The organism is Micromonospora sp. NPDC049081 (genome assembly GCF_040648835.1).
GTDB lineage: Bacteria > Actinomycetota > Actinomycetes > Mycobacteriales > Micromonosporaceae > Micromonospora > Micromonospora antibiotica.
Window position 1 is genome coordinate 48938 of the sequence record NZ_JBEZEK010000009.1, and the last position, 13331, is coordinate 62268.

General features: G+C 70.6%; 13 protein-coding genes. 7 read left to right on the forward strand and 6 right to left on the reverse strand.

Annotated features, from left to right (window positions below; all coding sequences use genetic code 11):
• Entirely contained in the window at window positions 1–1458 is a 1458-nt protein-coding gene (locus AB0B63_RS15535; protein WP_357018811.1) for a CCA tRNA nucleotidyltransferase, read from the forward strand.
• 55 nt (window positions 1459–1513) lie between these two features.
• Here the strand turns inward: AB0B63_RS15535 and AB0B63_RS15540 are convergent, their stop codons facing one another.
• From AB0B63_RS15540 to AB0B63_RS15555, 4 genes are read right to left on the reverse strand one after another with little or no spacing between them, the layout of a single operon-like run.
• On the reverse strand, window positions 1514–3034 hold the full coding sequence (locus AB0B63_RS15540; protein WP_208565160.1) for a flotillin family protein: 1521 nt from the start codon (window positions 3032–3034) through the stop codon (window positions 1514–1516).
• 28 nt (window positions 3035–3062) lie between these two features.
• Window positions 3063–3584, reverse strand: coding sequence for a hypothetical protein (locus AB0B63_RS15545; RefSeq protein WP_357018814.1), 522 nt, complete (start codon window positions 3582–3584; stop codon window positions 3063–3065).
• Window positions 3585–3614: 30 nt separating this feature from the next.
• Entirely contained in the window at window positions 3615–4700 is a 1086-nt protein-coding gene (locus AB0B63_RS15550; RefSeq protein ID WP_357018817.1) for a hypothetical protein, read from the reverse strand.
• Entirely contained in the window at window positions 4697–5218 is a 522-nt protein-coding gene (locus AB0B63_RS15555; protein WP_357018820.1) for a SigE family RNA polymerase sigma factor, read from the reverse strand. The genes AB0B63_RS15550 and AB0B63_RS15555 overlap by 4 nt, the downstream gene beginning before the upstream one ends.
• 415 nt (window positions 5219–5633) lie before the next feature.
• Between AB0B63_RS15555 and AB0B63_RS15560 the strand changes: the two genes are divergently transcribed.
• The 4 genes from AB0B63_RS15560 (at window position 5634) to AB0B63_RS15575 (ending at window position 7649) form a co-directional block, all read left to right on the forward strand.
• Window positions 5634–6401 (forward strand): hypothetical protein, encoded by a 768-nt coding sequence (locus AB0B63_RS15560; protein ID WP_208565157.1) that lies wholly within the window; start codon window positions 5634–5636, stop codon window positions 6399–6401.
• Window positions 6402–6443: 42 nt separating this feature from the next.
• The gene (locus tag AB0B63_RS15565; protein WP_357018824.1) at window positions 6444–6932 is read left to right on the forward strand and encodes a methylated-DNA--[protein]-cysteine S-methyltransferase; all 489 of its coding nucleotides are present in this window, start codon (window positions 6444–6446) and stop codon (window positions 6930–6932) included.
• 127 nt (window positions 6933–7059) lie between these two features.
• Window positions 7060–7266, forward strand: a complete 207-nt coding sequence (locus tag AB0B63_RS15570; protein WP_067310753.1) for a ribbon-helix-helix protein, CopG family — start codon at window positions 7060–7062, stop codon at window positions 7264–7266.
• Complete coding sequence (locus tag AB0B63_RS15575) at window positions 7263–7649, forward strand: hypothetical protein (RefSeq protein ID WP_208565155.1); 387 nt, start codon at window positions 7263–7265, stop codon at window positions 7647–7649. The genes AB0B63_RS15570 and AB0B63_RS15575 overlap by 4 nt, the downstream gene beginning before the upstream one ends.
• Window positions 7650–7707: 58 nt before the next feature.
• On the opposite strand, the gene AB0B63_RS15580 is transcribed toward AB0B63_RS15575, so the two are convergent.
• Entirely contained in the window at window positions 7708–8787 is a 1080-nt protein-coding gene (locus AB0B63_RS15580; RefSeq protein WP_208565154.1) for an inositol-3-phosphate synthase, read from the reverse strand.
• A gap of 17 nt (window positions 8788–8804) precedes the next feature.
• Window positions 8805–9446 (reverse strand): PadR family transcriptional regulator, encoded by a 642-nt coding sequence (locus tag AB0B63_RS15585; RefSeq protein WP_208565153.1) that lies wholly within the window; start codon window positions 9444–9446, stop codon window positions 8805–8807.
• A 175-nt stretch (window positions 9447–9621) separates the two neighbouring features.
• On the opposite strand from AB0B63_RS15585, the gene AB0B63_RS15590 reads away from it, so the two are divergent.
• Window positions 9622–10068, forward strand: coding sequence for a DUF5318 domain-containing protein (locus tag AB0B63_RS15590; protein WP_208565152.1), 447 nt, complete (start codon window positions 9622–9624; stop codon window positions 10066–10068).
• Between the two features lie 197 nt (window positions 10069–10265).
• Complete coding sequence (locus AB0B63_RS15595; RefSeq protein WP_357018829.1) at window positions 10266–13187, forward strand: transglycosylase domain-containing protein; 2922 nt, start codon at window positions 10266–10268, stop codon at window positions 13185–13187.
• Window positions 13188–13331 lie beyond the last annotated feature (144 nt).

Below are 13331 nucleotides of genomic sequence, written 5' to 3' on the forward strand. Positions count from 1 at the left end.
ATGTCCGAAGCCTCCACACCCCACGCCGCCGAACGCCGTGAGCTGACCACCGCGCAGCGCAACGCCGTCGCCGAGCTGCTCCGCGTCTCACCGGTCGCCGACGAGCTGGGCCGCCGGTTCGCCCGCGCCGGCCACGAGCTGCACCTGGTGGGTGGTTCGGTGCGCGACGCCCTGCTCGGGCGGCTCGGCGACGACCTGGACTTCTGCACCGACGCCCACCCCGACCAGACGTTACGGATCATCAAGGGCTGGGCCGAGTCGATCTGGGAGACCGGTCGGGAGTTCGGCACCATCGGCTGCCAGCGCGACGGCCTCCGGCTGGAGGTCACCACCTTCCGTGCCGAGGCGTACGACCAGGTCAGCCGCAACCCGGTGGTGGAGTACGGCACCAACCTCACCGACGACCTGCGGCGGCGCGACTTCACCGTCAACGCGATGGCGGTCAGCCTCCCCGACCACCGGTTCACCGACCCGTACGGCGGGCTGGACGACCTGGCCGCGAAGATCATCCGTACCCCGGGCACGCCGGCCGAGTCGTTCGGCGACGACCCGCTGCGGATGCTGCGGGCCGCCCGGTTCGCCGCCCAGCTCTGCTTCGCCGTCCACCCCGACGTACGGACGGCGATGACCTCGATGGCCGCCGACCTGGACCGGATCACCGCCGAGCGGATCCGCGACGAGTTCACCAAGCTGCTGTGCGGCACCGACCCGATCACCGGGCTGCGGCTGCTGGTCGACACCGGGCTGGCCGACCGGTTCCTGCCCGAGCTGACCGGCCTCAAGCTGACCATCGACGAGCACGCCCAGCACAAGGACGTCTACGAGCACACGTTGACCGTGGTGAGCAACGCGGTGTCCTACGAGACGGACGGCTGTGACTTCGTGCTCCGGATGGCCGCGCTCATGCACGACGTGGGCAAGCCGGCCACCAAGGCGGTCGGTGGGGACGGGCGGGTCAGCTTCCACCACCACGAGGTGGTCGGTGCCCGGCTGACCAAGGCGCGGATGAAGGCCCTGCGCTACCCGAAGGACGTCACCTCCCAGGTCACCAAGCTGGTCGGCCTGCACCTGCGGTTCTACGGGTACGGCCGGGGCGAGTGGACCGACTCGGCCGTGCGCCGGTACGTCACCGACGCCGGTGACCTGGTGGACCGGCTGCACAAGCTGACCCGCTCGGACTGCACCACCCGCAACCGGCGCAAGGCCGCCCAGTTGGCCGCCGACTACGACGCGTTGGAGGAGCGGATCACCCGGATCGCCGCCGAGGAGGACCTGGCCCGGGTCCGGCCCGACCTCGACGGCAACGCGATCATGGAGCTGCTCGGCGTGCCGCCCGGTCCGCTGGTCGGCCGGGCCTGGCAGCACCTCAAGGAGCTGCGCCTGGAACGCGGCCCGCTCGACCGTGACGAGGCCGAGGCGGAACTGCTGCGCTGGGCCCACGACCAGGGCCTGCGCTGAGCTGACCGACGGAAGGGGCCGCCCGGCACACCGGACGGCCCCTTCCGTCGTACGGTCAGCGGGTCTCGACCGCGCTGCCCTCGACCGGCGGCTTGCCGTTGGCCGGGGACCCGGCCGACGCCGCGCCGAGCTTGGCGAGCAGGGCCGACAGGTCGATGCCGGTGAGGTCGGAGCCGAGCTGGAGGCCCTGGGCCACGTTGCCGGCCACCGACTTGGTCAACGAGGACGCCCCGTCGGTGGAGATCACCGTCAGTTTGTCGATCGCGCCGATCGGGGCGCTGGCCGCCTCGACCACCTGCGGCAACATCTTGACCAGCAGGTCGAGCACGGCGGCCTCACCGTACGCGGCGAACGCCTCGGCCTTACGGGCCATCGCGTCGGCCTCGGCCTGACCGCGGGCCAGGATGGCCGTGGCCTCGGCCTGGCCCTCCCGCTCGACCGCCTCGGCGATCGCGGACCGCCGCCGCTGCTCGGCCTCACCCTCCTTGGCACCTTCGATCGCGTTGGCCTCGGCCAGCGCCGCGCGGCGGGCCCGCTCGCCCTCACCGGTGAGCCGGGCCTGCTCGGCGGCGGCCTGGGCGGCGGCGATGGTGGCCTGCCGCTGCGCGTCGGCGTTCAGCACCGCCGCGTTACGGGCCGCCTCGGCCTCCTGCTCCACCTTGTACCGGGCCGCGTCGGCCGGCTTGCGCACCTCGGTGTCGAGCTGACGCTGCTTCAGCTCGGCGTTGCGCTCGGCCACCTTCTGCTGCTCGGAGAGGATCGCCTGGTCCCGCTCGGCCTGGGCGAGCGGCCCGGCCGCCGCCGACTTCGCCTTCGCCGCGTCGATCTCGGCCTGGATGCCGGCCTGCTTCAGCGACAGGTTCCGGTTCGCCTCGGCGATCGCCTCCTCGGCCAGCAGCCGCTCCTGCTCGGCCTGCTGCCGGGCGCGGGCCTCGGCGATGGCGGCGTCCTTGAGCACCCGGGCCGCCTCCGGCCGACCGAGGTCCTGCAGGTACGACCCCTCGGCGAGGATGTCCTGGAGCTGGAAGGTGTCCAGCACCAGCCCCTGGTTGGTCATCGAGTGCTCGGCCTCCTCGGCGACCGCGTTGGCGAACGCCGCCCGGTCCCGGATGACCTCCTCGACGGTGAGCCGGCCGACGATCGAGCGCAGCGCGCCGGCCAGCACCTCCCGGGTGAAGTTGTCGATCTCGTCCTGCTGGTGCAGGAACCGTTGGGCGGCGGCGCGGATCGCGTCCTCGGTGCCGCCAACCTTGACGATGGCGACACCGTGCAGGTCGGCCCGGATGCCCTGCTTGCTGACCGCGCCCCGGATGCCGACGTCGATGCGGCGGCTGGACAGGTCGAGCGACTGGAGCTTCTGCACCACCGGCAGGACGAAGACGGACGCGCCGAGGACGACCTTCTGGCCGGAGTTGTCGGTGGACCGGCCGCCGTCGGCGGTCTGCGTGGTCCGACCCTTGCGGCCGGTGACGATGAACGCCTCGTTCGGGCCGGCGACCTTGATCCGGGAGAGCACGAACAACACGAGGACGAGGGCGAGGACGACCGCGCCACCGATGGCGATGAGGAGAGGCATGGGGGTTCCGTCTCTGCGAGAAGAGGGGTCAGTAGGTCTCGACGTGCACGCTGGTCTCGCTCAGCGTCTGCACCACGAAGATCTGCGCACCGAGCGGGATGGGCTCGTCGGCGCGGGCGTTGAGTTTCACCGGTTGGCCGGCGACGCGTACCCGCACCTCGCCGTAGCCGCCGGTCGGGATCGGGGTGACCACCAGGCCGAGCGCGCCGACCAGGTCGTCCCGGGTGGGGGTGGCGTCGGTGCGCATGTCGCGCGCCGCCCGGCTCAGCCGACCCGCCAGCCACGCGGTGGGCACCGCGGCGAGTGCGCCGCCACCGACCGCCGCCGCGATCATCCCCGGGGTACGCCCACCGAGCAGCTCGTTGACGATGGCCGCGCCGAAGCCGAACGCGCCGAGGAAACCGGCGACGGCCTCGACGGAGACCGGACCGTCGACGTCGGGATGACCGAAATGCAGGATTTCGCCGCCGAGCAGGGCGAGCGCGAGCACACCGACGCCCGCCCCACCGATGATCAGAAAGATGAGCGTCCCCGTGGCCACGACCTGCACGGTAGCGACCCGACGCAACGTTCCGCGTGATCATTTGGGGGCGATGGACACCGTCCGTTCGGCCAACTCCCTCGGCAGCGGCAACCGTTGCAGCTCGTGGCCGGCGGGGTCGGCGAGTACGACGTCCCGGTAGCCACCCGGCCGCCGGTAGAGCAGCCGGTCGTCGTCGACCCAGGCGACCTCGGCCACCGGCAGCGGGCCGAGCACCGCACCGGTGACCGCGTCGACCAGCAACGGCTCCCGCTGCCCCTGGACCACCACCCGGTTCCCGTCGGGCGACCAGGACCACGGGCCGGCCGGGTCGCCGGGGATCTTCACGAACCGGGTCGGCCGCCCGTCGTCGGCGGAGAAGAACTGCACCCCCCAGCGTGGATGGCGGCTGCTCTCGGACTGTGGCGCGAAGCTGTCGGTCAGCGGCAACGCCACCTCCCGGCCGTCCCGGGTCCAGGTGAAGGCGCAGTAGTCGGTGCAGCGGTACCTGACGGGGTCCACCCGGTACTCCCGGTACCGCCCGCCGACCTCCAGCACGCCGAGGTGGTGCACCCCGCCCCGCCGGACGGTCACCGCCAACCGGCGGCCGTCCGGCGACCACTGGACGTCCAGCGCACCCCGGACCCGCTGCCAGCGCAGCTTCCCGGTGGCCGCGTCGGCGAGACCGAGCTGGCCGGGGCGCTGCTCGTCCCGCACGGCGGTGACCGTGCCGGTGGGGGCCGGCCACACCTCGGCATATCCGCCGGCACGGACGTAACGGGACCGGGTGCGGTCCAGCACGTACCCGGTGCCGCCGGTCACGCCGCCGGTGACCACCCAGCCACCGGGTAGCGCCAACGGCCGGGTCGGCCAGTCGGCACCGGGGGTGGGCAGCAGCGTCGTACCGGGGGTGGGGCTCGGCGTGGGCCGCACCGGTCGGACCGGGTGCTCCGGCCGGATCAGCACGAACGGCACCACCAGCGCCACCGCCACCACCACCGCCGTGCCGACCACCGCGACCCGGCGTCGGGTGCGCAGCCGATGGCCCCGGGCCAGCGCCGCCAGGGCCAGCCGGGGCGACGGCCGCGCCTCGTCGGCGAGATCGTGTACGGCGGCCCGCAGCGCGTCCTCCGCCCGTCGGCTCATCGCTTCACCTCCGGGCTGCCGATGAGATCGTCGAAGGACGGCACCAGTTCCCGCAGCCGGGTCAGCGCGCGGGAGGCCTGGCTGGCCACCGTGCCGGCCCGGCAGCCGAGGATCGCGGCGGTCTGCTCGACACTGAGGTCCTCCAGGTAGCGCAGCGTCAGCACCGCCCGTTGCCGGGGCGGCAGCGTCCGGAGCGCGTCGCGCAGCAGCATCCGCAGCTCGCTGTCGTGGCTGCTGTTGCGCTCGCCGGGTCGTTCCGGCAACACCGCCACCGGGACCTCACGGCGCCGGGCCAGCCGTCGCCAGCCGGAGACCTGGTCGTGGTAGAGAATGCGGCGCACGTACGGCTCGGCGTCACCCCGGATGCGGGGCCACCGGGCGTACGCCTTGGCCAGCGCGTTCTGCAGCAGGTCCTCGGCGGCGTGCTGGCTGCCCGCCAGCGCGTACGCGACGCGCAGCAGCGCGTCCCCCCGTTCGTTGACGAACGCGGTGAACTCCCCGTCGGTGCCTTCGGTCACCGTTCACCTCCGTACCGAAGACGCTCGGCAGCGGGGAAACCTTGCCCCGTCCGACGCACTTTTGTCGCCGTCGCCTGCCGACCGCTCCCGCCTGCTCCCGCTCGGGACCGACGGGGGGCGTCGGGCACCCGTCCCTGGATCGGGGCGGCGGTCCGTTGCGGCCGCACCGCACCTGAAGCGTCTTCCGCTGCACAGTGCGTATATCGAACTACTTTCCCGCGCAATTATCGGCAGCTGGGAGTTGCCCGTTCCGCATGAGGGGGAATCCCTTGCGCTTGCGGTAAATCCTATCTAACATATTGACAACGCCAAATTGCTGATCCGAGATGAAGCTTCGGATAAATCGAGCCTTGACGCGTACCTCTCCTCTTCAGGGGGCGCCAGCAGGGGCGTTCTTTGCGAGCGAGGAGGGTTCATGAAGGAATTCAGAATCAGTCGACGGGACGGGTTTGTCGCGCTGGGCGCAGGACTCGGTGCCGCGCTGCTTGGTGCGGGTCCTGCCGGCCGGGCAGCGGCCGGGGCGCGCGAGGGCGTCTCTCGGGCCAGCTCAGCCCCGCCGGGTGCAGTCGGGTACAGCATTACGATCCTGAACAATTCGGCGCTCGATGGCATGAACGCCATCCTCTTCCAGGAGATGCCAGTCCTCCCGAGCGACGCGGTCACGCTCGCCTGGATGTCGAAGATGTGCCACCCGTCGACCACCGTCGAATACCAGTGGAACATCGACTACAACTTCGTCTGGGGTCAGGTCGGGGCTCTCGTCCCCGGAACGCAGTTCGTGGCGGGCCAGACCCTGTCGGCCGACCTGACCCAGAACAACCTGGTCACCCTCTCCTACGTCAAAGGCGGTTTCGAATTCGGGCCAACCAGTTCCTCCGGAAAGAACGGAAGCCTGATAATCAAGGAGGACAATACTGTCCCGGGGCCGGGGGACCAGGACCAGGGAAGTGTAGGGATCGGCATGTCAGGGGCCGGCACGTTCGTCGTGCCGACCCTGACCAACGCCAGCGTCGAGTTCGACCCGAAACCCACCTACTGGGTCGCCTTCGGGAGCTTCGAGAGCAGCGAGGTGATGGACGTCTCCGAACTCACCACACCGGCACAGGTGTCCTATCCCGCCGGCATGACCAGCGCGAAGGCCGTTTTCGACGGCAAGGAATGGAGCATCTCGTACGGGAGCTAGGGGCACCGCCCGGTGTCCCGGCGGTGCGTGAAGAATGGCCGCATGCGTTGGACCGTGCTGGACTCGCCGATCGGGGAATTCTCCGTCGCCACCGACGGGACGGCGGTCTGCGGCACGCACTTCGGCCGGGTCGCCTCGGCCGACGACGAGCCCGTCGACGGGTTGACCGGTCGGGCGGTGGCGGAACTGCTGGCGTACTTCGCCGGTGAGCTGACCGGGTTCACCGTGCCGGTGACGGTGCCGCGCGGGTCCGAGTTCGAGCGCGCCGTCTGGCGGGAGATGACCCGCATCCCGTACGGGGAGACGCTCACCTACGGCGAGGTGGCCCGGCTGGTCGGCGACCCCGGCGCGGCACGTGCGGTCGGGGTGGCCTGCAACCGCAACCCGGTCCCGGTGATCGTGCCCTGCCACCGGATCGTCGGCGCGGGCGGCAAGCTGGTCGGCTTCGGCGGCGGCCTGCCGCGCAAGGTGACGCTGTTGGAGTTGGAGGCGGGGGTGGCGCTGCGCCGCGCCTGGCTGCCCGAGGGGTGATCGCACAGTCCGTCCGCCCTGATCCGAGCGGTCCTCGCCACCATCGTCGCGGACGGCGACCCAGCGAGGAGGAGACGTGGCGTCGAGCGTGGTTGACCAGCCGAGCGACGAGTTATACAACTCTGGTATGGCCTTCACCCTGAACCTGAAGCCCGAGGTCGAGCAGCGACTCAAGGAACTCGCCGAGGCGGAGCACCGGTCGATGCACAAGACGGTCGAGGTGGCGGTGCAGGCCTACCTGGACCGGCACGACCGGGACGAATGGACCCGTCAGGCCGCCCGCCGGGTGTTCGAGGAGGACGCGGAGTTCTTCGAGATGCTGGGGGACAGATGACCCACCCCTGGCCGGACGCCGAGGACCTGCTGACCCTGCTCGCCGAGCACACCGGCCCCCGGAGCCAGGTGCGGGACGCCGGGATACTCGTGGCGGCGGCGGCCCGACCGCACGCGCGGTTGGTCGGACAGGCCGCCTACCCGACCGCGCTGGACCGGGCGGCGGCACTGCTGCACGGGTTGACGGTCTGGCGTCCCCTCGACCTGTGGAACGCCGGGCTCGCCTGGGCGGCGATGCGCATCCTGCTGACTCGTTCCGGCCTGCGCCTCACCATGCCGGCCAAGGACCGGATGGCGTTGACCGACGCGTTGACCAGTGGTGAGGTCGACTCGGTCGAGGAGTTGACGTTGCGGCTGTCGCCGTACCTGGAGATGGCGGGCTGAACACGCGAGGGCCGGGTCCGTACGGACCCGGCCCTCGGTGGTGCTGGTGGTGGGCGCGTCAGCGCTCGATGTCGCCCTTGATGAAGGACTCGACGGCGGCGTGCGCGTCGTGGTCGGCGTACTGCTCCGGCGGGGACTTCATGAAGTAGGAGGAGGCCGAGAGGATCGGGCCACCGACCTTGCGGTCCAGGGCGATCTTGGCGGCCCGGACGGCGTCGATGATGACACCGGCGGAGTTCGGCGAGTCCCACACCTCGAGCTTCAGCTCGGCGTTGAGCGGGGTGTCACCGAAGGAACGGCCCTCCAGGCGGATGTACGCCCACTTGCGGTCGTCCAGCCACGGCACGTGGTCCGACGGGCCGATGTGCACGTCGCTCTTGACCATCTCGTGCGGGATCTGGGACGTGACCGACTGGGTCTTCGAGATCTTCTTCGAGACCAGCCGGGTGCGCTCCAGCATGTTCATGAAGTCCATGTTGCCGCCGAAGTTGAGCTGGTAGGTGCGCAGCAGCTCGACGCCCCGGTCCTCGAACAGCTTCGCCAGCGCGCGGTGCACGATGGTGGCGCCGACCTGGCTCTTGATGTCGTCACCGACGATCGGCAGGCCGGCGTCGGTGAACTTCTGCGCCCACTCCGGGTCGGAGGCGATGAAGACCGGCAGCGCGTTGACGAAGGCGCAGCCGGCGTCGATCGCGGCCTGGGCGTAGAACTTGGCGGCCTGCTCGGAGCCGACCGGCAGGTAGCAGACGACCACGTCGACCTGGGCGTCGCGCAGCGCCTTGGTCACGTCGACCGGCGCGGCGTCGGACTCCTCGATGATCTCGCGGTAGTACTGGCCCAGGCCGTCGAAGGTCGGGCCGCGCTGGACGCTGACGCCGGTGGGCGGCACGTCGCAGAGCTTGATGGTGTTGTTCTCGCTGGCGACGATCGCCTCCGCGAGGTCCATGCCGACCTTCTTGGCGTCCACGTCGAACGCCGCGACAAAGTCCACGTCCGATACGTGGTAGTCGCCGAAGGTGACGTGCATGAGACCCGGGACGCGGTCGTTCGGGTCGGCGTTGCGGTAGTACTCCACGCCCTGCACGAGGGACGAGGCGCAGTTACCCACACCGACGATGGCGACGCGGACGGAGCCCATAGCGTCTGCCTCCTTCTTCATGACGGCCGCTCATTCCTGGACTCTCCAGGCGGAGGCGGGCTGTTGTTGTCTCGTGGACCGCCGGCCGTCCCGGGTCGCGGGACTGTCGGGGCACGGCCGGAGCGCTCGTTGGCGATGAGCTCCTCCAGCCAGCGGACCTCGCGCTCGCAGGCGTCGAGGCCGTGGCGTTGCAGTTCCAGGGTGTACGCGTCGAGACGCTCGGCCGCCCGGCCCAGCACGTCCCGAAGTCCCTCGCGACGTTCCTCGATCGTGCGGCGGCGACCCTCCAGGATGCGCAGCCGGGTCGCCTGGTCGGTGCGGGCGAAGAACGCGAAGTGCACACCGAAGCCCGTGTCGTCGTACGTCTCGGGCCCGGCCTGCGCGATCAGTTGGGCGAAGCGTTCCTTGCCCTCCGCAGTGATCTTGTAGACCACCCGACCTCGTCGGCTGGTCAGTGCGGGAACCTCCTCGGCGGTGGCCGGTGCGTCGGCGGCCTCGGTGATCCAGCCCGCCGCCTGCAACCTGCGCAGGGTCGGGTAGAGCGAGCCGTAGCTGATCGCCGCCCGGATGGCGCCGAGCTTGGCGGTGAGCTCCTTGCGGAGTTCGTAGCCGTGCATCGGGGCCTCCTGCAGGAGGCCGAGGATGGCGAGCTCGAGCACGGGCCACCCTTTCCTTACCCTCGGAGCGGCCGGTTAACCGCCTCGATGTATCGGACCGATACATCGCACGTTAGTACCTCCCCCGCTGTCAGGGCAAACCCCCGTTCTGCGCCAGCCCGTGCACGGATCGTGACGGTGGTCGCCCCACCCGATCGGAACGCGTACCCTTTCCCGCATGCGCACGTCTCGTCAGGTGGTCGACTACTCGCTGCAGAAGCGAGCAGTGCTGCGTGACGTGCTCGCCGGGCGGATCGGCACGTACGACGTGTGCGACGCCTCGCCCTACCTGAAGAACGCGGCCCGGTTCCACGGGGAACCGACCGAACAGCGGTGCCCGATCTGTCGGAGCGAGAACCTCACCCACGTCCACTACATTTACGGGGACGAGCTCAAGCAGTCCGCCGGCCAGGCCCGCACGCTGGCCGAGTTGCCCGCGCTGGCGATGACACTGCGTGAGTTTCAGGTCTTCGTGGTGGAGGTGTGCCTCGGCTGTGACTGGAACCACCTCGTCGAGCAGTTCCTGCTCGGCAGGGACGGGCTGGCCGACGGCGGTCCGGAACAGGGCGCTGCGGAGTCCGCCGCCGCCGCCCGGCAGGAGCGAAGGCGAGAGGCGCAACGGTGAACCTGGCTGATCCGGTCGACTCGGGTGTCGTACGACACAGACACCGCGACCGGCGGCCCATCGGCCCGATTGGCCCGAATGATGTGGAAATTGCAGCGCGCACCCGGCTCATCGCCGGCCTCATGGCGCGTGTGTCAGCTCACGGCAACCCGGTGGTGGCGCCCCCGCGTCCCACCGCGACCGGCAGGGTGTGAGGAATGAACTCGTACGGCGATCCCAGTTCCCCGCGCGCGCGGGCCCAGGTACCGGGTTCGAACGGCGGCCCCGGACCGGGGGCGGACGACGCGTACCCCCGATGGGGCGGTGACGACCGGGGTGCCGCCCCGTCGGGCCGGGCCTCGGTCGGCGGTGCCGCGCCCACCGGGCGGGCTTCGGCGGCGGTGCCCCCGCCGCGCGCGACAGGTGGCGCGGCCCCGGTCGGCCGGGCGACCCCGGGTCGGGCCTCGGTGCCGGTCTCACCGGCCGGGCCGGGTCGGGCCTCCGTGCCGGTCTCCCCGGCCTCGCCGGGATGGGGTGGCGGGGGTCGGGCCTCGGTGCCGGTCTCCCCGGCGGGCGGACCGGCCGGGCGGGCCAGCGTCGGGACCGCTTCCGCCGGCCGGGCCAGCGTCGGCGCGGCCTCGGTCGGCTCCGCGGGTCGCGCCTCGGTGGCGCGGGCCGGCGTCGCGCCGGTCGGCGGCGGCGGGCCGGGTGGGCCGGGCGGCCCGAACGGGCCGGGTCGCGGCTACGGCGGTGGTGCCGGCGGTGGGCGTGGACGCGGCCCGGGTGACCCGGACGCGATGGCGAAGGCCAAGCGGCGCAAGCGGATCAACCTGCTGATCGCCGGCTTCGCGGTCTTCATCATGCTCGCCGGCCTCGGGGTGGTCGGCTTCACCTACTACTCCACCACCGTGGTGCTGCCCAACCAGATCAAGCTGCCGCTCGCCACGACCATCTACGCCAGCGACAACAAGACGGTCATCGCCAAGGTGGGCGAGCAGAACCGCACCTTCGTCTCGATCAACCAGATCCCGCAGCACATGCGCGACGCGGTGGCGGCGGCGGAGGACAAGAACTTCTACGAGCACGCCGGTGTCGACTACAAGGGCATCGCCCGCGCCGCCTGGAACAACCTCTCCAACGGCGACAAGCAGGGCGCCTCGACGATCACCCAGCAGTACGCCCGCAACGCCTACGAGAACCTCCAGGACGACTCGTACGCGCGAAAGGTGAAGGAGGCGATCGTCGCCTCCAAGCTCAACGATCAGTTCACCAAGGAACAGATCATGGAGCACTACCTCAACACCATCTACTTCGGCCGCAACGCGTACGGCATCGAGGCGGCGGCGCAGACGTACTTCGGCAAGCCGGTCTCCAAGGTCGACGTGGCCGAGGCCGCCGTGCTGGCCGCCCTGATCAAGCAGCCGGAGCCGAGCGCCACCCACAAGGGTTTCGACCCGGCGCTCAACCCCGCCGACGCCAAGGACCGCTGGGACTACGTCATCAAGAACATGATCGAGATGCGCTGGGTCGACGCCCCCGGCCGGCCGGCGCATCCGACGGAGTACCCGACGAAGACGTTGCAGACCCCCAAGGAATCCCGGTCGGGCGTCAAGTTCGGGGTCAACACCCCGATCGGCAACGTCATCAACTACGTGTCGGCGGAGATGCGGGAGAAGAAGCTCTGCACCGACAACGACGCGGAAGTGACCGAGCGTAAGCCGCGCTGTTCGGCGATGCTCCGCGAGGGTGGTTACCGGATCAGGACCACCATCGACAACAAGGTGCAGAAGGCCGTCACCGGCGCCGCCCAGCGCAGCACCAAGGGCTCGGAGCTGGATGGCTCCCGCAAGAACCTGATGGCCGCCGTGGTCTCCATCGACCCGCGCAACGGCCGGGTGCTCGGCTACTACGGCGGGGACGACGGCACCGGTACCGACTACGCCGGCACCAACACCGACACCAACGGCAACGTCACCGGTGGGCACTCGCCCGGCTCCAGCTTCAAGATCTACACGCTGGCGGCGGCGCTGGAGGCCGGCAAGTCCGTCGAGTCGCGTTGGAAGGGCCGGGCGTTCACCCCGGAGGGCGTGAAGTTCCGGGTCAGCAACGCCGGCACCGACAACCCGTCCTGTGGTGACTCCTGCACGTTGCGGGAGTCGACGTTGAAGTCGTTGAACGTGCCGTTCTACCACGTCAGCCTCGACATCGGGCCCGACAAGATCGTCGACATGGCGGCCAAGGCCGGCGTCAGCATGATGTGGCAGACCAACGTGAGCCCGCCCAAGGGGCACGACCTGACCAAGGAGAAGGCCAGCGACCTCGCGCCCGACCCCTTCTACCATGTGGTCGCCTACGGCCAGTACCCGATCACCGTGCTCGACCACGCCAACGGCCTCGCCACCTTCGCCAACAAGGGCATCTACAACAAGGCCCACTTCCTGATCTCCGCCGAGAAGCAGAACAAGGAGACCGGCAAGTGGGAGAAGCTCGGCGGCGAGCAGCTCAAGCCGCAGAAGCGGATCAACCCGGACGTGGTCGCCGACGTGACCGACGTGTTGGAGGCCTACCCGGGCCGGATCAACCACACCCTGGCCGACGGCCGGAAGGCGACCGCCAAGACCGGCACCTGGGAGCTCAAGGAGGGCACCGACCAGAACGGTGACGCCTGGACCGTCGGGTACACCCCGCAGCTCGCCACCGCCGTCTGGGTGGGCAACAAGGGCAAGCGGGAAGCGATCAAGCTGAACAACGGCGCCAACATGACCGGTTCCTCCATGCCCGGCGAGATCTGGGAACGGGTCATGAACGGCGCGCTCAAGGGCGAGGAGAAGCTGGACTTCCCGCCGGCGGCGAAGGTCGGCGACCCGGAGTCCGGCAACGGCACCCCACCGCCGCCCCCGCCCCCGCCGCCACCGCCGAACCCGAACGGCCAGAACTGCGCCCCGACCGACCTGCAGTGCCTCCTCGGCGGCGGGAACCAGGGCGGCAACAACCAGGGCGGCAACCAAGGTGGGAACCAGGGCGGTAATCAGGGAGGGAACCAGGGCGGCGGTCCGCCGACCCCACCCAACCAGAACCTTCCCGGCCAGAACGGCGGGAACGGCGGCGGACTGCTGCCGACCCCGCGTACCCGGGAGTGAGCTGACCAGTACACCGACGAGCGTCTATGCCGCTGCCGGCGACCCGCAGACCTGCGGATCGCCGGCAGCGGCGTCTTTCGGCAGGCCCCCACCGGGGCGGTCCGCGCGGGGTGAAGCGGGCCGCCGGCGGAACATGCTGCTCGT